General features: G+C 70.9%; 12 protein-coding genes. 8 read left to right on the top strand and 4 right to left on the bottom strand.

The genetic code is table 11. The annotated features are described in order from the left end of the window. Positions 1 to 18: 18 nt before the first annotated feature. Together ACZ5ON_RS14655 and ACZ5ON_RS14650 are read left to right on the top strand one after the other, a co-directional pair. Positions 19 to 4110 (top strand): TIGR02680 family protein, encoded by a 4092-nt coding sequence (locus ACZ5ON_RS14655; protein WP_465591062.1) that lies wholly within the window; start codon positions 19 to 21, stop codon positions 4108 to 4110. Then, complete coding sequence (locus ACZ5ON_RS14650) at positions 4107 to 5438, top strand: TIGR02679 family protein (RefSeq protein ID WP_465591059.1); 1332 nt, start codon at positions 4107 to 4109, stop codon at positions 5436 to 5438. The genes ACZ5ON_RS14655 and ACZ5ON_RS14650 overlap by 4 nt, the downstream gene beginning before the upstream one ends. A 52-nt stretch (positions 5439 to 5490) precedes the next feature. On the opposite strand, the gene ACZ5ON_RS14645 is transcribed toward ACZ5ON_RS14650, so the two are convergent. Further along, the gene (locus ACZ5ON_RS14645; protein WP_465591056.1) at positions 5491 to 8172 is read right to left on the bottom strand and encodes an Ig-like domain repeat protein; all 2682 of its coding nucleotides are present in this window, start codon (positions 8170 to 8172) and stop codon (positions 5491 to 5493) included. Between the two features lie 579 nt (positions 8173 to 8751). Here ACZ5ON_RS14645 and ACZ5ON_RS14640 point away from each other — a divergent pair. From ACZ5ON_RS14640 to ACZ5ON_RS14630, 3 genes are all read left to right on the top strand, one after another. Continuing rightward, complete coding sequence (locus ACZ5ON_RS14640) at positions 8752 to 11436, top strand: glycosyl hydrolase (RefSeq protein WP_465591051.1); 2685 nt, start codon at positions 8752 to 8754, stop codon at positions 11434 to 11436. Between the two features lie 649 nt (positions 11437 to 12085). After that, positions 12086 to 12889 (top strand): glycerophosphodiester phosphodiesterase, encoded by an 804-nt coding sequence (locus ACZ5ON_RS14635; RefSeq protein ID WP_465591048.1) that lies wholly within the window; start codon positions 12086 to 12088, stop codon positions 12887 to 12889. After that, positions 12886 to 14265, top strand: a complete 1380-nt coding sequence (locus ACZ5ON_RS14630; RefSeq protein ID WP_465591045.1) for an MFS transporter — start codon at positions 12886 to 12888, stop codon at positions 14263 to 14265. The genes ACZ5ON_RS14635 and ACZ5ON_RS14630 overlap by 4 nt, the downstream gene beginning before the upstream one ends. Before the next feature lie 181 nt (positions 14266 to 14446). Here the strand turns inward: ACZ5ON_RS14630 and ACZ5ON_RS14625 are convergent, their stop codons facing one another. Both ACZ5ON_RS14625 and ACZ5ON_RS14620 read right to left on the bottom strand, forming a co-directional pair. Further along, positions 14447 to 15226, bottom strand: a complete 780-nt coding sequence (locus tag ACZ5ON_RS14625) for a class I SAM-dependent methyltransferase (protein WP_465591042.1) — start codon at positions 15224 to 15226, stop codon at positions 14447 to 14449. Positions 15227 to 15403: 177 nt separating this feature from the next. Next, the gene (locus tag ACZ5ON_RS14620; RefSeq protein ID WP_465591039.1) at positions 15404 to 16369 is read right to left on the bottom strand and encodes an antibiotic biosynthesis monooxygenase; all 966 of its coding nucleotides are present in this window, start codon (positions 16367 to 16369) and stop codon (positions 15404 to 15406) included. A gap of 80 nt (positions 16370 to 16449) precedes the next feature. On the opposite strand from ACZ5ON_RS14620, the gene ACZ5ON_RS14615 reads away from it, so the two are divergent. From ACZ5ON_RS14615 to ACZ5ON_RS14605, 3 genes are all read left to right on the top strand, one after another. Next, positions 16450 to 17019 carry a nucleoside deaminase gene (locus tag ACZ5ON_RS14615; protein ID WP_465591036.1) on the top strand — a complete coding sequence of 190 codons (570 nt, stop codon included), beginning with the start codon at positions 16450 to 16452 and terminating at the stop codon, positions 17017 to 17019. 225 nt (positions 17020 to 17244) lie between these two features. After that, positions 17245 to 18111, top strand: coding sequence for an FAD-binding oxidoreductase (locus tag ACZ5ON_RS14610; RefSeq protein WP_465591033.1), 867 nt, complete (start codon positions 17245 to 17247; stop codon positions 18109 to 18111). A 28-nt stretch (positions 18112 to 18139) separates the two neighbouring features. Continuing rightward, complete coding sequence (locus tag ACZ5ON_RS14605; protein WP_465591301.1) at positions 18140 to 19843, top strand: NAD-dependent malic enzyme; 1704 nt, start codon at positions 18140 to 18142, stop codon at positions 19841 to 19843. Between the two features lie 73 nt (positions 19844 to 19916). Here ACZ5ON_RS14605 and ACZ5ON_RS14600 read toward each other — a convergent pair whose 3' ends face one another. Then, positions 19917 to 20192, bottom strand: coding sequence for an isoamylase early set domain-containing protein (locus ACZ5ON_RS14600; protein WP_344640789.1), 276 nt, complete (start codon positions 20190 to 20192; stop codon positions 19917 to 19919). Between the last annotated feature and the right edge of the window lie 24 nt (positions 20193 to 20216).

Below are 20216 nucleotides of genomic sequence, written 5' to 3'. Positions count from 1 at the left end.
CAGGGAGGATCCCTTCTGATGACCGTGACGGAACTCCCGCCGCCGTCCGCATCCCGGACCGTGGACGCCGGCCCGGCGCGGTGGCAGCCGGCCAGGGCCGGCATCCTCAACGTCTGGCGCTACTACGACGAGACCTTCACCTTCCACCAGGGCCGCCTGCTGCTGAGGGGCCAGAACGGCACCGGCAAGTCCAAGGCGCTCGAGGTGCTGCTGCCGTTCCTGCTCGACGCCAGCCTGCGCCCCAACCGGCTGTCCACCTTCGGCGGCTCCGAGCGCACCATGCACTGGAACCTGATGGGTGAGGGTGCGTCAGGCCGGACCCGGGTCGGCTACGTCTGGCTGGAGTTCGTCCGCACCCGCGACGGTCATCCCGCCTGGTTCAGCTGCGGCGCCAGGCTCCAGGCCAGCGTGCACACCAGCGGTGTCACCGCCGACTTCTTCACCACCACCGCGCGGATCGACCGTCCCGGCGGCCTCGCCCTGGTCAACGACGCTGGCCAGCCGCTCACCCGCGCCGCCCTGGCCGATGCCCTGCAGGGCCGGGGCGAGCTCCACGCATCGTCGGCCGACTACCGCAGCGCGGTCCGGACCACGGTCTTCCCCGGCCTCAGCGAGCAGCGTTACGACGCCCTGATCACCGCGCTGCTCCAGCTCCGTACCCCGAAGCTCTCCGAGCGTCTGGACCCGTCGCTGCTGTCCTCGCTGCTCTCCCGGGCGCTGCCCCCGCTCGGCCAGGGCGAGATCACCGAACTCGCCGAAGGCTTCGAACGCCTCGACCGCCAGCGCGAGCACCTGAAGACCCTGGACGAGGAGGTCGCCGCAGCCACCGCCCTGGCCGCCCAACAGCGCGGCTATGCCCAGCGCGTCCTGCGCGCCGCGGCGGGCGCGCAGATCTCCGCGACCACAGAGATGGACAATCTCACCCGCATCGCCCGCAGGAGCGAGGAAGAGCACGCCCAAGCCCTGGGCGAGCGCGAGCGGACCGCCCTGGGGAAGGCAGAGCTCGAACACACGGCGCAGGAGATCGAGGGCGCCATCGAGGGGCTGCTCGACTCGGAGGTCTACCGGCAGGGCCAGGAACTCGACCAGCTCCGCCGCCGCAGCGACCACGCCGTCCAGACCGCCGACCGCCTGCGCGCAGCCGCCGACCGCAAGATCGGCACGGCCGGCGAGGACGCCGGCCGTGCCGATGAGGCCCGGCTGCGCTCCGAGCAGCGCGCCGAGCACACCCGCGCCGCCCGGGAGGACACCAGGGGCGCGGCGCGGCGTGCGGCCATGGAGTCCCTCTGCACCGAGGTGCAGGCCATGCTCGACAATGTGCCGATCCCAGCCGCGGACGCGGGGGAGCAGGGGCGTGGCGCACGCCGTCTGTTGCGCGGTGCGGTCGCGTCCCGGCACGGCCAGATCGCCCAGATGCGCGCCGCCATCGAACGCCACGAGCGGTCCGTCGCGGACCGCACGGCAGCTGAGGACCACCTAGACAAGGCCCGCGGCCGGCTGACTGCGGCGATCACGTGCCGCGACCTGAACGCCCGCGACTACGAGACCGCGGTCGACGTCCACGCCGACCGGCTGCGCCAGTGGGCGACGGCCGACTGCACCGAACTGCGCATCGACGACACGGAGGAACTCGTCTCCCGCGCCGCCGTCGAGGCCGACGTGCTGGCCCTGGTCGAGGCCGCCGCCCGCGCTGCCGAGAGCGACATCACCGCCGACGAGACCACCGCTCGCGCCACCCGGGACAGTGCCCGCGCCACGCGTGACCGGATCGCGGAGGAGCTGGAGCGCACCGCCGCCGCGGCCGATCTCCCGCCCGTCCCGCCGCGCACCCGCACGGCTGACCGGTCGGCCATGGCAGGAGCGCCGCTGTGGAGCCTGCTGGCCTTCCAACCGGGCGTGCCACCCGCAGACCAGGCCGGCATCGAAGCGGCCCTGGAAGCGGCGGGGCTGCTCGACGCCTGGATGACCCCCGACGGCGGCATCGCCGTCCCCGGCCACGACACGCTCGCCGACCCGGCATCAGCCACCCCTGCACCGGGCCCGTCGTTGCTCGACGTCCTGCGCCCGGAGTCGGACGGCCCGGTGCCGGTCGGCCGGGTACGGCAGCTGCTCGCGGGCATCGCCTACGGGCCCGTGCTCCCCGCAGCCCATCCGGCTGCCGTCGGGGCGGACGGCAGCTGGCGCCTCGCGGCGGCCACCGGCAGCTGGGCCAAGCCGGAGTCCAGCCACATCGGCGCCGCGGCCCGGGCACGCGCCAGGCAGCGCCGGATCGCCGAACTCACGGCCCGGTTGGCCGAGGCCAACGCTGCTGCCGCCGCGCTCGACGCGGAGCTCCGTGCCCTCGCCGACCGCAGGTTGCGCCTCGGCGCCGACCTCGAGTCCCGACCGCACCACCGGGAGGTGGACCAGGCCAAGCGCGCCTGGGAGCGTTCGGAGTCCGAGGTGGGCGCCCGCGAGGACGCCGTACGCGAGGCCGTCGAGCTTCTCGCGCGGCAGGAGGACGCCGTCGCCGTCGCGCTGCGCGCGCTCACCGTCGCCGCCGCCGAGCACGCCCTGCCGACCGAGCGCACCGCCCTGGACACCACCGCTGCCGCGGTCGACGTGCTGCGCGAACAGGCCGATGTCTGGCTGGACTCCCACCTCGCGTGGGTGGCGACCCGACAAGCCTGGGAGGCCGCCCGCGCCCATGCCGAGGCGTCCCGCGCGGTGGCCGAGGAGAGCGCGGCCGAGGCAGAGCAGGCCGAGGCCGCCGCCCGAGGACTCCGATCGGCGCTCGAAGCGGTCGAGAGCACCGTCGGCGAGGACTACCGTCAGGTGGCCGCCCGCATCAGCGACCTGCGGCAGTCACTCGGCCGGACCCGCCGCGAGATCGACTCCGGCACCCGGGAACTCATCGCCCTGGAAGGCCGAATCGGTTCACTGAGCGCGACCATGGCCCAGGACGCGGACCGCCGGGACCAGGCCGTGGCCGCCCGCAACGAAGCCGCCCGGCGCTTCCGTCGGCTGTGCGTCCTCGGCTTCCCCGAGGACGCCGGCATCGCTCTCGCCCTCACCACCGAGGACGGCACCCGCGCCACACTCGAAGCGGCCCGGGAGACCGCTGCCAAGTGGCCGAACCTGCCGCACAGCACCAGGAACCTCGGCGATTCGCTCAACCGCCTGTCGGAAGCCGTCCACCGAGCCCGCCAGAGCCTCAGCACCCGCGCCGACCTCGAACTCGAAGCCGACGAGGACATCCACGTCTTCACGGCCTCCGTCGACGGCGTCCGGACCGGCGCGACCGGGCTCCTCGCCACCCTCATCAGCGACCGCGACCGCAGCCAGGGCGACATCACCGCCGCCGAACGGAATCTCTTCGACCAGACCCTCACCGGTGACACCCGTCGCCACCTCGCCTCCCGCATCCGCCAGGCCGGTGAGCTCGTGGAGCGGATGAACGGCCACCTCGAACGTGTCCGCACCGCGTCCAAGGTGGCCGTGCGCCTGGTCTGGCAGATCCACCCCGACCTGCCCGCCGGCACCAGGACGGCCCGTGAACTTTTGCTCAAGGACCCGGCCAGGATCACCGAGGCCGACCGCGAGGCCCTGCACGCCTTCTTCCGCGGCCGTATCGAGGAAGCCAAGACCCGTAACACCGCCGCCACTTGGGAGGAGCAACTCGCCGAGGTCCTCGATTACACGGCCTGGCACCAGTTCGTCGTGAAGCTGGACCGCGCCAACGGCGCAGGCTGGCAGCTGCTCACCAAGAAGCTCCACGGCGCGCTCTCCGGCGGCGAGAAGGCCATCGCCCTCCACCTCCCGCTCTTCGCCGCGGTGGCCGCGCACTACGAGGCGGTCCCGGAGTCCCCGAGGCTGATCCTCCTCGACGAGGTCTTCGTCGGTGTCGACACCATCAACCGAGGCCAGGTCTTCGCCCTGCTCGTGGCGCTCGACCTCGACCTGGTACTCACCTCCGACCACGAGTGGTGCACCTACCGCGAGCTCTCCGGGATCGCGGTCCACCAGCTGATCACCGGCGCCGACGGCGACGATGCCGTCACCAGCGCCCGCTTCACCTGGACGGGCATCGACCTGCTGCCCGACGACTCCGCTACGGGAGAGCCGGAATGACGAGGCGTCACACTCTGGACCTCCCCGGACTCCGGCCCCTCTGGCATGCCGTGCACGACCGCCTGTCCACCGGCCGGCCGGTCAGCCGTGTGCGGGTCGGGCCACTCGACGACGCCGCCCGGGAGGCTCTCGCCGACCTCCTCGGCCTCGACCGGCTACCCAGCGCCGAACCGACGGTCCGATTCGCCCAGCTCGAGGCTGCCGTGGCGGACGCCTGCGGCCGGCCCGTGCGGGACGTGGTGACCGCCATCCTCGGCCCGATCCGTGATCGCGCCGCCGAGCGTGAACGCGACGCGATCCAACGCACCGCCCTGTGGGACTGGCTGGTCGGCCACGAGGTGGTCACCACCCAGCCTGCCCTCACCGAGTGGGTCACCCACCTGCGGACCAACGGCCTCGTCGACGGCTCGCCCGACCGGACCCGTAGCCTGCTGGCCTCCGCGCTGACCGTCCTCACCGCACTCCCATCCGACGGAGAACCGCTCCCGGTCCTCGCGGCCCGACTCCTCGACGGTGACTCCCACGCCCTCGACGACGGGACGCGGCTGTCCTCCCTCGTTCTGCGCGCCCTGGCGGTGCTGTACGGCACCGACATGCCGGACAGCGCCCAGGGACGGCGCGCGCTCTGGGGCAGGGCCGGCGTGGCCGACGACGAACTCTCCAGCACCGTGCTAGCCGCCGGCCTTCTACTGGGCGGCGACGGCCCGGTCGCCCGGATCGCCCGCATCAGTGCCGACGCCGGACACCCCGTCAGCCTCACCCTCGCCCAACTCCGCTCACCCGGCGAACTCGGCCGGTCCGCAGGGCCGGTGCACATCACCGAGAACCCCAGCGTGCTCGCCCTCGCCATCCGGCGCTTCGGCGCCAGTTGCCCGCCCCTCGTCTGCACCTCCGGCTGGCCCAACACCGCCGTGATCCACCTGCTGCGCCAACTTGCCGCATGCGGGGCCTCCCTGCACTACCACGGTGACTTCGACGGCGAGGGCATCCGTATCGCCGCCCATGTCCTGGCCAAGACCGGTGCCGTTCCCTGGCGCATGGCAGTCGAGGACTACCGCTCCGCCGTGCCCCGGATCCCCGCAGGACCCGATCCCGGGCGCCTCACTCCCGCACCCTGGGACGCGGCACTCAGCGACGCGATGGCCGAACTGCGCACCGCCGTGGTCGAGGAAGTGATCGCCGACGTACTCCTCGACGACCTGGCGGGACTCCGAGGAACACCTTCGACGCCCTGTGCCCGGCCGCCTCGGCTTCCGGGGCCCGGGCGCGATCGATCCCCGGCATCGGCTGCCACCGCGGACCACGGGCCGGGACTCCGGACGTGCTGAGGGGGGCCCGGCGGTGCCGGGCCCCCCTCAGCATCCTTCGCTCACACCGTGGCTACAGGCTGGAGCACTGCCCCGAGCGGGTGCCATGGACGGTGTTGGGAGTGCCGTCATTGGTCGGTGGCGGGGTGTTGCCGGTGCAGTGGAGGGAGCCGCCGATGGTGTTTCCCTCGATCTCGGCGCGGGTGTCCTCGGGGAACGGGCCGGTACCGGTCGTACCCCGGACCTCGACCGAACCGCCGACCTGGTTGGCGATCATCTCGGCTCCGCCGTGGTTGTTGCTCAGCCGTGCCGAGCCGTTGATCCGGTTGCCGGCGCAGCCGTCGTCACCCGGGTCGCCGACCAGCACGAAGCCGCTCGCCCCGTCGACCAGTAGCGAACCGGTGACGGTGCTGCCGCACGTGCCGAACAGCGTGCCGTTCAAGGACCGCACACTGCCTCGGATGGTGGAGCTGCTGATGAACAGCGCTCCGCCGGCCGCGCCGTAGACCGTCCCGCGCACGGTGGCGCCGATGATGCAGGTGCTCGGGCCGCTCGCGACCAGCGAGCCGTTGACGTCACCGGTGATGACCTCGGTGCAGGTGACCGTCTGGGTGATGCTCTCCGGGCTGCCCGCCAGGTAGTTGGTGTCGCCGCCGTACTGGGCGGTGATGGTGTGAGTGCCGGGCAGCAGGTTGGCGAAGGAGGTCTGGGCCCGGCTGCAGTTGGTGCCACCGCCCGGTGACAGGGTACCGGTGCCCAGCAGGGTGCTTCCGTCCCGGAAGGTCACCGTCCCGGAGGGCGGCAGGGCCGGGTTGGTGCTGGGGGGCGCCGCGCAGACGGTGTCGGTGAAGGTGACCGGCTGGCCGAACGCCGAGGGGCCGGGCGAGGATGCGAGCGTCGTGGTGACGGAGGCCCTGCCGACCGTCTGCACCAGGGACATCGCGGTGTCGCCCTGGTAGTTGGGGTCGCCGCTGTAGGTGGCGTCGACGGTGTGGTCACCGACGCTGAGGGTGGCGATGGCAGCCGAGGTCGCCTTTCCGGTCGTGGTGTCGACCGGTACCGGGCTGCCGAGCTGGGTGCCGTCGACCTTGAACGTGACGGTGCCGCCGTCCGGGGGCGGCACGACGGTCGCGGTGAACGTCACGGGCTGCCCGTACACGGACGGGTCGGCGGAGGACGACAGCGTCGACTTGGTGAACTGCGGGACGCTGAAGAAGATCGTGTCCGTCGGCTGCGCGGTGGTCTGACCGGTGCCGTTGAGGTTGCCGATGAACGCGCCGTAGAAGGTGGTGCCGACCGCCTTGAGCTGCTGGTAGTCGCCGAAGAGCCGCTCGGTGGGGCTGCCGGCGTTGCCCTGCTGGGTGGTGTAGGTCTGCAGGACGGTGTCGGTGAACGTGGCCCCGTGGTCGGTGCTCCGGGCGAGGTGCGCGGTGAAGATCGGGAAGCCGCTGGTGTTGGTGCCGTCCGACGTCAGGTAGAGCACGCCGAGCGTGCCGTCGCTGAGTACCGCCACCGAGGGCAGCGCCGCGTTGGTCGAGGTGGAGACGTTCACCTCGGCGCCGACGTTGAGACCGCCCATGCCGTTGTCGGTGAGCCGCCTCATCCGGATCTGGTTGGTGCCCGAGACGTCCACGCCGTAGGCGACGAAGACATCGCCGTTGGTCGGGTCGACGGCGGCGTGCTGGATCCCGCCGATCAGCGCGTTGACGCCGCCGAACTTGAAGCCCTGGTTGCCCTGGTCACTGCTGACCGAGGCGACGGTGATGCCGTTCGTGCTACCGCCAAGCGTCCAGTTCGCCCCGCCGTCGGTCGACCGGTTGATCATGATGGTGACGGGCTGCGGCTGGCTGACCATGTTGCTGCCGCCCTGCTGGTAGAGGGCGTACATGGTGCCGTTCCGCGGGTCCGCGATCATGCGGAGTCCGCCGTTGATGCCGTCCTGCAGGGCTCCGGTGCCCGCCGGGTTGTCGGCCGTGAAGTTGACCGGGCTGGCACCGTAGGAGACGGCGACCCGGTCGTGCGGGTTGGCGGCGAAGTCCTGGTAACCGACGTACACGTCGTCCTGGCTCGCCGTGGTCGGATCGCGGTTGACGATCAGCCAGGGCTGATCGGTGTTGGTACGGGTGCCGCTGGTGAGCTGGGTGGTGGTCGGGGTGGGGTTGTTCCAGCTCCACGACGATGCTTTGGTGGGGTCGGTGGTCGAACCGGAGACCACCTGGGTGTTGCCCGGATTGCAGGTGAGGAAGGTGCCGTAGAGCGTGCCGTCGCGGCCGTAGTCGATGGTCTGGTCGCACGGGCCTCCGGCGGTGTTCGCCACCCCCGGGGGTACCGGGATCGTCGCCTCGTCCGTCCAGGTGATCCCGCCGTCGGCGGAGTAGAGCAGATCGGCGTTGTTGTTCCACGCGGACGCGGCGGACGCGAAGCGGGTGACGGCGATCTGCCGGGGGTTGGCCGGGTTGACCGCGATCGACGGCTCGCCGAAGGTCGTGGCGCTCCCGGCGGCAGTGTCCGCGTCGACGACGTACACCCCGGGGGCGCGGTGCAGCGGCCGCAGCAGTCTGGGGGTGGAGGGCCCCGGGCGGGGCGTCCGGTCGCGCGGCTGGTCGCTCGCGCCGTGGACCGCGGCCGCCGTCGGCGTCCCCGCCGCCCACGCGTGCATGGACAGCAGCAGCGGAGCGGCGGCCAGGGACAGGGCGAGGGCCGCGCCGAGCGGCCGTCTGAGCGGAATCGGTCTCCGCCGGGTTGCGGATTCCACAGGTCAGTCCTCTCGTCCGAGTGGCAGGCTGAGCACAGCCTGCGAGCGAGAAGGTCCAGTCGATGACCGGGCGCACTCGCCGACCACCCGTTCGCCCGTGAAAGTCACGCCTTTCAGCCGATTCGCCGAGGCCCATGAGCCCGGCCCCACCGGCACGTTCTGCCGTCCGCTGGTCGGCTGGTCGGCTGGTCGGCTGGTCCGCTGGTCGGCTGGTCCGCTGGTACAGGGTCGGCGGTCGCACGGTCCGTCCGCCACGGGACTGGCGAACCGTCAGGCGCCCTGAACGCCGTGCCCGGCGTCTCCGGCCCTCTGGACCATACGACTGGCCCGTCCGCCACACCAACACGTAGGACCACCTGACGCTGACCAGCCCAAACCTCACACCAGCGCTTTCCAGGCATCTCGACGGCCGCCGGACAGATCATGTCCGGTTTGAATCAAGTCAGTTACCGAGCAAGGCCTTTAGTCATTCGTTACGTACTTCCTCTTCACTTCGCACGGCCCGAACCGGAAAGCTTCCGACTGCTCACCGAGGCGCGCGAAACCCGCGTCCAGCTACCCGGGGAGGAACACCGCACCGTGTCCAACCGACAGAAGCGGCGGCTGCTGATCAGTGCCGTCACCCTCACCGCGCTCGGGCTGACGACCAGCCAGGCTCTCGCAGCGCCAGCTCCCAGACCTCGCCCCTGGCAGGCCCGCCACCTCGCGGACGTCGCCCGCCAGCACGCCGCCAAGACCGGATCGCCCGGCCACCCCGGCTCCATGCTCACCGCCAAGGACGGCGGTGATGACGACGGCGCCGACGAGGCCTTCAACTCGATGGAATCCACGGCGCAGTTCACCGAGGAGCGCACCGCGCCCGGAGTGGTCGCGCCCGGCGCGTACGGCGCTGCGTGGGCGCAGTTGCAGTCGATGTCCCACACCTCGGGCAGCTGGAACCAGGTCACCAACAAGCCGTACAACTCGGACGATCCGCGTTACCGCGACGTCAACTCCAACTCCAGCGGCGGCGCGGGTGATGTCACCGGTCGCATCACCGGCATCGCGGCCGACGACGACGGCTATGTCTACGCCGGCGGCGCCAACGGTGGCGTCTTCCGCTCCCGCACCGGTGGCGGCCACTGGCAGGCCGTCTCCGACAAGCTGCCCTCGCTGTCCACCGGCGCGCTGAGCCTCGACGGCTCGGGCCGCCTGTGGTACGCGACCGGCGAGTCCAACACCGGCGCCACGTCCTACGTCGGCACGGGAGTCTACGTGCTGGCGGATCCCAAGCACGGTGAGTTCACCCCCGGCATGCGAGTCGGCGGCGCCGAGCTGGAGTCCACCACCATCCACGCGCTGCGCTTCGGAGGGGACCGGGTGTGGGCGGCGACCAGCCGCGGCGTGTGGAGCCACTCGACGACCACGCTCTCCGGTCTCTGGACGCTGGAGTTCGCGCCCAACCCGGACTACCTGCCGGGCGGCGCCAAGGCGTCCGACCCGAGCGCGCCGTACAAGAACATCGCCAACGACATCGCGATCGATCCGAAGGACCCGACCAAGGTCATCCTTGCGGTCGGCTGGCGCGGCGGCGACACCTACAACGGCTTCTACAGCAAGGCCGCCGACGGCACCTGGCAGCGCATCGCCTCGCTGGGCGACCTGCCGACCGACGCCGCGAACATCGGCAACGTCACCTTCGCCCGCTCGGCGGACGGCTCGCGCTACTACGCCATCGACCAGTCCCCGGACGTCACGGCCAACAACCCGGACACCGGCCTGAAGGGCGTCTACGTCTCCAAGTCCGGCTCCCCGTTCGGCCCGTGGACGCTGATCGCCGACAAGGACAAGCTGAAGAACTCCGGCTCCGCACTCCAGGGCGCCGGCTACCAGCCGGGCATCCAGGCCTGGTACAACCAGTTCCTCCAGGTCGACCCGAACAACCCCGACCACGTGTACGCCGGACTCGAGGAAGTCTTCGAGACCAAGAACGGCGGCAGCAGCTGGATCACCCCCGGCCCGTACTGGAACTTCAACTTCCCCTGTTGGAGCCTCGATCCGACCAAGCAGACCGGGGACTGCTCACCGACCGTCCACTCCGACCAGCACGCCGTCGCCATCGGCAGCTACCACGGCCAGAGTTCGGTCTACGTCGGCAACGACGGCGGCATCTACAGTCGCCCGCTGAACGGCGCGGTGGACTCCGGCGGCCACGCCAAGGACTGGAAGTCCCTCAACGACGGCACCATCAACACCCTCCAGTACTACTCGGTCGGGGTCGGCAAGGACCCGTCCGGACACGGCGTCGCCGTCAGCGGCGGCCTGCAGGACAACGGCGAATCCATCCTGCGCGCCGGCGACAAGGTGATGGGCTCCGACTTCGGCGGCGATGGAGCCGACACCATCGTCGACCCGAACAACGGCTGCAACATTGCCGAGGAGTACGTCTACCTCGACATGTGGGTCACCCAGAACTGCGCCGTCAACAACGGTGCCTGGTCCACCGACCCCACCAAGGCCACCTCCTACGAGGTCGCCCCGCCGGACAAGGCCACCAGCGCCGCCCGCTTCATCGCGCCGATCACCACGGACGCCAAGGACACCAACACCTGGGTGGCCGGCGGCCAGCACGTCTGGGTGCAGAACAAGGGCTTCGCCATCCGCAGCGGCTCCGAGTGGAAGAGCGCCTACGACCTCGGCGCCGGCCACGTCGCCACCGCCGTCGCCGCCTCCGGCGGAACGGTCTACGCCGGCTGGTGCGGCCCCTGCAACAACCAGGGCTTCACCCGCGGCATCGCGGTCGGAAACGTCGACGGCACCGGCTGGCACCAGCTGAACCTGCCCGTCGACGGCACCCTGCCCAACCGGTACGTCTCCTCCTTCGCGGTCGACCCGGCCAACGCCCAGCACGTCTTCGTCGCCTTCAGCGGCTTCTCCAGGACCTGGACCGAGGGCCCCGGCGCGGGCATCGGCCACCTCTTCGAGAGCCACGACGGCGGCACCAGCTGGACCGACGTCTCGGCCAACCTCCCCGACGTACCCGCCAACTCGATCAACCTCCTGCCGGGCGGCGGCATCGCCCTCGGCACTGACCTCGCCGCCTTCTACCGCACCCCCGGCACCAAGGACTGGAAGGTGCTCGGCCACAACCTGCCGACCACCACGGTCATGCAGCTCGAGACCGGCCCCGACGGCAAGCTCTACGCCGCCACCCACGGCCGCGGCCTCTGGTCCATCGACCTGCCCCGCCTCGGCCTGGGCCACCGGGACGAGCAGGACGACTGAGTTCCGACCGCCACCGACCGGTGCCCGGCGCGATCACCGATCGAGCCGGGCACCCGCACATCCCGGCAACCGGCGGGAACCGAACCACCCCTGTCACCGTCCAGCGTTCGGCTGGTCGGGCTGACCGTCGGTGGCGGGCAGGTCGGCTGTCCAGGTGCAGGTCGCCGGCGACCGCGCACACCACGGCGAGGCGAGCGTCCTCACCCGGGGCTACGTGAGGGGGCGGTCCCGGGCTGCCGCTGGCCACTGTCTGGCCGGTGCTGGTCGTCGCGGTTTTCCTGCTCCTCTCGGTGCGCTGTCACCGGAGGCTCGACGGTTGACGGGAGGGCCGCGGCGACGCAGTCAAGCACGGGTTCCAGCCCGTACCGGAACTGGTCGTCGCGGCTCAGGCGCGGCTGGCGCGCCTCCCTCGCAATCTTGGTGAAGATCGGGTGCTCCCCGCTCGTCAGTAGCTGCTGGACGTACGGGTAGCTCCGTGCCGTCCGCTCGGACTCGCTGAGCCCGCTGCGACGAACCCCCTCATGGGCGTTACTGCTTGACAGGATGCGTAATACTGTAACGCGCACGATCCGAGACACCGTCGGAGCGGGCAGCGCCGCCTGGCCTCGCGGGCCCGTCGGGTCCCTCTCCCCGCAACTCGGAGCACGACATGCACCCCTTCCTCGACCACCCGGGGCCACTCGCCTTCGCACACCGGGGCGGTCAACTCGGCCACCCCGAGAACTCGCTCGCCGCCTTCGAGGCTGCCGTCGCCCTCGGGTACCGCTACCTCGAGACGGACGTGCACGCCACCCGCGACGGTGTGCTCGTGGCCTTCCACGACTCCTGCCTCGACCGGGTCACCGACCGCACCGGGGCGGTGGCCGAACTGCCCTGGGACACCGTCAGGCAGGCCCGGATCGGTGGTACCGAGCCCGTACCGCTGCTGGAGGACCTGCTCGGCGCGTTCCCCGGGGCCCGCTTCAACGTCGACGTCAAGGCGGCGCCGGCCGTCGGGCCGCTGGTCGAGGCGATCCGCCGGACCAACGCCTGGGACCGGGTCTGCGTCGGCGGCTTCTCCGACAGCCGCCTCGCCGCCGTCCGCGCCGCCGCCGGCCCCCGGCTGGCCACCTCGCTCGGCCCGCGCGAGGTGGCCCGGCTGCGGCTGCTCTCGCTGGCCGGGCCGCTGCTGCGGGGGCGCGGGGCGCCATTCGCCGGAGTGTGCGCGCAGGTGCCGGAGCGGCACCGGGGCGTGCGGGTTGTGGACCGGGCCTTCGTCCGCGCCGCCCACCGCCTCGGCCTGCAGGTGCACGTCTGGACTGTGGACGATCCGACACGGATCAGGGCTCTCCTCGACCTCGGTGTGGATGGCATCATGGCCGATCGCATCGACGTCCTGCGGGACGTCCTCGGCGAGCACGGCTGCTGGACCGACGGCAGCACCGGCTCCAGCACGGCGATAGGAGCCCCATGAGCACCGCGGCCCGCATACCGGACCACCTGGCGACCGCCACCGACGGCCGCACCCTGCGCCGGATGCAGTTCGGCTGGTACATCAACGACTGGGCCAACGCCGCCTTCTCGGCCACTGTCCTGACGGTGTTCCTCGGGCCGTACCTGACCTCTGTCGCCAAGAACGCCGCCGACGCGGCTGGCGACGTGCATCCGCTCGGCCTCTCGATCCGCGCGGGGTCGTTCTTCCCGTACACGGTCTCCTTCTCCGTGCTGGTGTCGGTTGCGGTGATGCTGCTGACCGGCACGGTCGCGGACCGCACCGGGCGGCACAAGGAACTGATGTGCGGCTTCGCCTACGTCGGCGCGATCGCCACGATGGGGATGTTCCTCCTCGACGGCGACCGCTACCTGCTCGGCGGTGCGCTGCTGGTGGTCGCCAACATCGCGTACGCGGTGTCGGTCGCGCTCTCCTACGCCTACCTTCCGGGCCTGGCCGCCCCCGACGAGCGCGACGCGGTCTCCTCCAAGGGCTGGGCCTACGGCTACGCGGGTGGCGGACTGCTGCTGATCGCCAACCTGGCGCTGTTCGAGGGTCACGACGCGCTCGGTCTGGCCTCCGGCACCGCCGTGCGGATCTGCCTGGCCTCGGCCGGTCTGTGGTGGGCGCTGTTCACGATCGTCCCGATGCTGCGGCTGCCCTCCCGGGCCGGTGTGGCCCCCGACCGTGCCGTAGCCGTGCCCGACCGGCCCGCCGCCGGCAGCCTGCGCGAGCTCGCCCGCACCCTGCGCGGCATGCGCGAGTACCCGCTCACGCTGCTCTACCTGGGCGCCTTCCTCTGCTACAACGACGGCATCCAGACCGTCGTCTCCCAGGCCTCGCTCTACGGCAGCGAGGAGCTCGGCATGGACCAGACCACGCTGGTCGCCGCCGTGCTCGTGGTCCAGATCGTGGCGATCGGCGGCGCACTGCTCCTCGGGCGGATCGCCCGCCGGTACGGCGCCAAGCGGACTGTCCTCGGTTCCCTGGTCGGCTGGGTGGTCACCCTCGCCCTCGGGTACCTCATGCCCGCCCACCAGCCCGCCTGGTTCTTCGCCCTGGCCTGCATGATCGGCCTGGTGCTCGGCGGCAGCCAGGCGCTCTCCCGCTCGCTGTTCTCGCACCTCATCCCGGCCGGCCGGGAGGCCGAGTACTTCAGCGTCTACAAGATCAGCGACCGCGGCACCAGCTGGATGGGCCCGCTTGTCTTCGGCCTCGCGTACCAGATCACCGGCAGCTACCGTTCGGCGATCATCTCCCTGCTGGTGTTCTTCGTGATCGGCTTCGCCGTGCTGGCGAAGGTCCCCGTCCGCCGTGCCATCGAGGCCGTCGGCAACCCCGTCCCCGAGCGGCTGTGACGGCCCGGCCCCGCGGCGGCAAGCCTCTGACCGGCCGGTCGGCGACAACTGCGGGCCCAGCCCGGCGTGTTCGGTCCCGTCGCGTCCGACCCGACCGTCTCCCACCCCGTCGACACGCGCGCCACGGCCAGTCCCCACGTGCTCGCGGCCGTGTATCAGACTCGGGTGTCGAGGTGATGCCTCACAGCCGCCGGACGCGCAGCACGCCGGTCAGCATCGGTAGGGTGAACTCGCCGCGGGTGGTCTCCGGTCTACTCGCGAGGAATGCGCGGATCCGGCCCAGCGTGGCCTCTTGTTCCTGTTCCGGCATGACGAGCATCCCCGCGCGCGTCGCGATGGTCGCGACGAGAGAGTCGGCAGTGCGGCGCTGCCCGTGCTGGAACTCGGCCTGCTCCGGCGAGCCGAACCGGGCGGCCACGCCGGACTTTGGAAGGTGCATGTCTGCCGTCTCTGCGCGCCAGCTGGTGGGCGTGTCGCGCGGGCCGACGGCCGCGCTCCCGCCGACCCGCGCGAGGCCGGAAACCCACTCGACCTGGTCGTCCATGAGGTTCCACAGGCCGGCCAGGACGCCGCCGGGCGCAAGGACCCTGGCGATCTCGGGTCCCGCGACGGCCATGTCGAACCAGTGCATGGCGTTGCCGGCCAGCACGGCATCGACCGAAGCGTCCGGCAGCGGTACCGCCTCGGCACGACCCGGCAGGGCACGGACGGCCGGCAGCGAGCGGCGCAGCTCGGTCAGCATCGCCGGGTCGGGCTCAACTGCGATGACTTCGGCACCCAGTGCGACCAGCGTGGCGGTTAGCTTGCCGGATCCGGCGCCGAGGTCAAGCACACGCGGGCCGGGCGCGGGTTCAAGCGCCCAACGCACCGCGGCCTGCGCGTAGTTGGGGCGATGCTCGGAATATGCGACCGCCGCTGCGCCGAACGACGAGGCGTGAAGTAGCCGTTCATCCTGATCCATGCGGTCACGCTACCGGTGCTGCCCGCGGTCGGCTATCCCCTCACCACTTCGGCGACGGCCACCCGATAGCAGCGGCCGCCGTGGCGCGCACCGAAGCCTCGTCCGGCCCTGGTCCGGGTACCGGCTGCTCCATGACGCCGACTCCGCCTGCGCGTTTGAAGACGAACGCCCTCATGGTCAGCCGACCGTCCAGCCGAAGAGCGCCAACAGCGCCGCGTAGCCGAACGTGACCGCCAGAGTGCCCAGCAGGTGAATGCGTCTCGAGGCCGTCGGTCCGGGGACCAGCCAGAACCGCAGGATCCGGTTGATCAACGGCATCACCGCCCAGGTGAGGATGCTGACGCTCAGCACGTTGCTGATGAACAGTGCCAGGTAGCCCGGGACGTTGGCGGCCTGCAGCGCCTTGCCGACCGTCAGGTTGAGTACCATGACGGTCGGATAGAGTCCCAGGACCACGCACATGGCCTGCTTCCAGTTGGGTGGGATGTCGATCGTTCCCGTACTGCGACCGAAGTGGAACCATCCGCTGAACGCTGAAGCGATCTGCCGTACGTCGAAGGAGGCGTAGGTGTCGCGGCCCTCATCGAGGAGTCTTCTCCTCGCGGCGGACGTGAGCCAGTTCTCCAGGTGTTCCTGGGTGTCGAAGCGCACGACGGATACCCAGCTCTCCTGGACTCCCGGCACGGGTCGGAAGAGTTTGCCTCCCATGTAGCCGGGGGACTTCTCCTGTGCCTTCTGCAGCTTCGCCTGCCAGCGCACGAACTGCGGCTCGCGGTCGGGGGTGACGCGATGGGAGATCACGGCCGTCACGGCCTCTTGTGCCGGTGGCTCGCCGGCCAGCACCTCCTGGGTCAGCGGCCCCTCGAACAGGGGGCGCCCCTCCTCCAGCATCCGCCTGCGCTCAGGGGAGTCGAGCCAGGCCGTGAGCTGGTCGAGGCGCCCGAAACGGAAGACGACCACCCATTCGCCCTCCGCGCTCTCCCCGGGCGGATAGACCTCCGTGCCGCCGAAACCCTCGAAGCCTCGCGCCAGCGCGGTCATCCGGTCCTGCCAGTGCTGGTAGTCGACCTCGCGGCCCTTGCGCACCTTCTGCGAGAGGACCACGGTGGCGCTGTCGTCCCGTCGGCTTGCAGAAGCATTCACCCGGACTACGCTAGCCAAAAGGGATTAATCGGGTAAAACATGACACTCACCCACGCGCTGGGCCGTTGGGAGGTCATGCCATGGACAACCACAAGGCTTTCCTGGAGGAAGCCGTACGGCTGGCCATCGAATCCGTCGAGAACGGCTGGGGTGGCCCCTTCGGCGCCGTCCTCACCCGGGACGGGGAGATCATCGCGCGTGGCCAGAACCGGGTCCTGCTCACCGGGGACCCCACTGCGCACGCCGAGGTGGAGACCATCCGAAAGGCCAGCCAGGTCCTCAACCCGGAGTCGCCCTCCATCCCCGAGGACCACCAGGACGAGTCGACCCTCGCGTACATCCCCCGACCGGAAGGATCCACCGACCCCGTGCCGGAGCGCGCCCGGATGCTCAAGGGGTGCTCCATCTACACCAGCGGTGCACCGTGCCCCATGTGCATGAGCGCCATCTACTGGGCACGGATCGATCACGTCTACTTCTGCCGCGACCTGGAGGACACCCGTAAGATCGGGTTCGACGACGTCTTCCAGTACGAGGACTTCCAGAAGCCCTACGACCAGCGACGGATCCATATCGAGCAGCTCCACCCCGAGCTCGGTGTGCCCGCCTACCAGGCGTGGACGGACAAGCCGGACCACCATCCGTACTAGAACAGCCCTGACCCGGCTTCGGCCGGCTTGCTGACTCGAAGTCAGCGGACGTGACGGGCAAGCCTGCATCGGCCGAGCTCTGTCAGATCTGGACGCCGCCGGACCTTGCCCGGCGGGTTCAGCGGTCGTGGCTGCCGCGTGTCCTCCCACCCGTTGCGGTGCGCCCGGCACGGGTTCGTGGAGGGGCGGAGGATGCCGGCGTCTGAGGCCCACCAGGAGGTCGGCATGAGTGAGCACGGTGGGTCCTCAGGCATCGAGGGCGTGCTCGTCCGCCGCGGCGACGCGGGCTACGAGACCACCCGGGCGAGCGAACTGTGGAACGACCTCAGACCGGAGCGGTACCCGGACGTGATCGTCCGGGCCGCCAGCGAGCGGGACGTTCCAGAAGCCCTCAAGCTGGCCCGGTCCCGCGGTCTGCGGGTCGCGGTTCGCGCAGGCGGACACAACTGGTGGGCCTCACCCCTGCGGGACGGCGGCATGCTCCTCGACCTCTCCGGACTCCGCCGGTGGGAGATCGATGACAACTCGGCTACGGCGACCGTGCAGCCCGGCGCCATCGGCAGTGAGTTCGCCGCGGAGCTCGCCCGGCACGATCTCGCCTTCCCGGCAGGGCACTGTCCCTCCGTCGCCCTGGGCGGTCACCTGCTCATCGGCGGCCTCGGCTGGAACGCCGGTCTGTGGGGACCAGGTTGCGCGAGCGTCCAGGAGATCACGGCGGTGACGGCCGACGGTGAGGCGGTCAGATGCACCGAGGATGAGCATCCGGGCCTGTTCTGGGCAGCGCGGAGCTCGGGTCCCGGCTTCTTCGCCGTCGTCACCGGCTTCCGCCTCCGCCTGTACCCCCGCCCGGCGGCACTCGCCACCACCTCCTACGTCTTTTCCCTGGCGGCGGTCGAACCCGCGGCCCGCTGGGCCGTCGAGACGGCGCGTGACTTGCCGGCGAACGTCGAACTGTCCTTCCTCCTGGCCACCGGAGACCCGTCCCTGACGGAGGATCGGCCGCATGCCAAGGTGGCCACCATCGCCGCCACCGCATTCGCAACCTCAGGATCGAGCCTCTCACCGCGCATCTCGATGCCACACGACATCTGAGCATCCCGAGGAGACAGTCATGAATCCGATGCCGACCCGATGGAATGCCCGTCATCGGCGCTGGGACACGGCGGCCAGGGGCCGGGCCGTGCTGGCCGATCCCCGGCTGAACAAGGGCACCGCCTTCACCAGGGACGAACGGCAGGCGCTCGACCTCGTCGGCCTCCTCCCGCCGCAGGTGCTCACGATCGAGCAACAGTCCTCCCGCGCCTACGCGCAGTACCTCGCACAGCCCGACGACTTGGCCAAGCACGTCAACCTGACCGCCTTGCACGACCGCAACGAGGTGCTGTTCTACCGGGTGCTCGGCGAGCACCTGGACGAGATGCTGCCGATCGTCTACACCCCGACCGTCGGCACCGCGATCGAGTGCTACAGCTCCCAGTACCGGAAACCCCGCGGGGTCTACCTGTCGGTCGACGCGCCCGAGGACGTCGAACGCTCGCTGCGGGCCACCGGACTGGGACCGGATGAGGTCGACCTGATCGTCGCCACCGACGGAGAAGCGATCCTGGGCATCGGAGACTGGGGGGTGGGCGGCATCAACATCTCGGTGGGCAAGCTCGCCGTGTACACGGCCGCGGGCGGCATCGATCCGGCCCGCACCCTACCTGTCGTGCTCGACGTGGGCACCAACCGCAAGGAACTGCTGGAAGACCCGCTCTACCTCGGCAACCGCCACTCCAGGGTCGATCGGGAGACCTACGACGCCTTCGTGCAGACCTACGTTGACACCGCGACCCGGCTCTTCCCCAGCGCCCTGCTGCACTGGGAGGACTTCGGGCCGGACAACGCGCGGCGCATCCTGGCGCGCTACCGCGATACGGTGCTCACCTTCAACGACGACGTCCAGGGCACGGGCGCGGTGAATCTGGCGGCGGTGCTGTCCGGCGTGCGGGCGGGCGGCACGTCGCTGCGGGAGCACCGGGTGGTGATCTTCGGCGCGGGCACGGCGGGTGTCGGCATCGCCGACCAACTGCGCGACGCGCTCATCACCGACGGCCTGACCCCGGGCGAGGCCACCCGTCGGATCTGGTGCATCGCCCGGCACGGCCTGCTCACCGACGACATGGCCGGCATGCGGGACTTCCAGGCCCCCTACGCGCGCGCCACGGACGAGGTGGCCGACTGGGCGCGGGACCCGAAGCTCGGCGGCATCGCACTGGCGGAGGTCGTGCACCGGGTCAGACCGACCGTTCTCATCGGTACTTCCGGCCAGGGCGGCGCCTTCACCGAACCCGTCGTCCGCGAGATGGCCGCATCCGTCCGACGTCCGATCATCCTGCCCATGTCCAATCCCACACCGCTCGCCGAGGCGACGCCCGCCGATCTGCTCGCCTGGACCGACGGCCGGGCCCTGGTGGCCACCGGGAGTCCGTTCGCACCAGTGAGCCACGATGGCACCACCCATCAGGTCGGACAGGCGAACAATGCCCTGATCTTCCCCGGTCTCAGCCTGGGCGCCATCGTGGCCCGGGCAACCAGCATCACCGACGGCATGCTCACCACCGCGGCCCACGCTGTCGCCGAACTGGTGGACCCGACCGGCCCCGGTGCGCCGCTCCTACCACCCACCCGGCAGCTGAGGGAGACCTCAGCCGCCGTGGCCACGGCCGTCGCCCGCAGCGCCGCCCACGACGGGGTAGCGCGCGCCACCATCGGCAACGAGATCGAAACCCAGGTCCGCGCAGCCATGTGGCAGCCGAACTACCGACCCGTACAGGCGATCTGACTGCGGAAACGGGCCTCCGTGCGGGGCGGCCGGTGCGGGGCGGCGCGTCGCCGCCGCCCAGCGCGGCCCGTTGTCAGGTGTGCAGCAGGCTGTTCTGTCCGTCGTGGCCGTCCGCGCCCTCGTCGTCGAACCAGTAGTCGCCGTGCGCGAGGTAGCGGAACGAGATGTGCTCATGACGCGGCAGGGTCACCGTGACGGCTCGTGTGCCGTCCGGGCGGGGCCGAAGCGGGTGCCTGCCGGGCGTCCACCGGTTGAAGTCGCCGACCACGCTGGTCTCGCCAGCGGGGTGGTGAGCAGGCAGGACGAAAGTGACGTCGATGGTCTTTCCGGATTTTGTGCGTTCCAGCATCGTCTTGGGCTCCTTGAGAAGTGG

It is taken from the genome of Kitasatospora sp. NPDC032150 (genome assembly GCF_055579945.1).
Note: the sequence above shows the minus strand (reverse complement) of the source record. Positions and strands in the feature narration are given on the sequence as shown.

Excerpts from the sequence above, each read along its gene's own strand:
- ACZ5ON_RS14615 (WP_465591036.1), top strand. The coding sequence starts at position 16,450 with ATGGACAACCACAAGGCTTTCCTGGAGGAAGCCGTACGGCTGGCCATC.
- ACZ5ON_RS14630 (WP_465591045.1), top strand. The coding sequence starts at position 12,886 with ATGAGCACCGCGGCCCGCATACCGGACCACCTGGCGACCGCCACCGAC.
- ACZ5ON_RS14655 (WP_465591062.1), top strand. The coding sequence starts at position 19 with ATGACCGTGACGGAACTCCCGCCGCCGTCCGCATCCCGGACCGTGGAC.
- ACZ5ON_RS14635 (WP_465591048.1), top strand. The coding sequence starts at position 12,086 with ATGCACCCCTTCCTCGACCACCCGGGGCCACTCGCCTTCGCACACCGG.
- ACZ5ON_RS14600 (WP_344640789.1), bottom strand. The coding sequence starts at position 20,192 with ATGCTGGAACGCACAAAATCCGGAAAGACCATCGACGTCACTTTCGTC.
- ACZ5ON_RS14625 (WP_465591042.1), bottom strand. The coding sequence starts at position 15,226 with ATGGATCAGGATGAACGGCTACTTCACGCCTCGTCGTTCGGCGCAGCG.
- ACZ5ON_RS14650 (WP_465591059.1), top strand. The coding sequence starts at position 4,107 with ATGACGAGGCGTCACACTCTGGACCTCCCCGGACTCCGGCCCCTCTGG.
- ACZ5ON_RS14605 (WP_465591301.1), top strand. The coding sequence starts at position 18,140 with ATGCCGACCCGATGGAATGCCCGTCATCGGCGCTGGGACACGGCGGCC.
- ACZ5ON_RS14610 (WP_465591033.1), top strand. The coding sequence starts at position 17,245 with ATGAGTGAGCACGGTGGGTCCTCAGGCATCGAGGGCGTGCTCGTCCGC.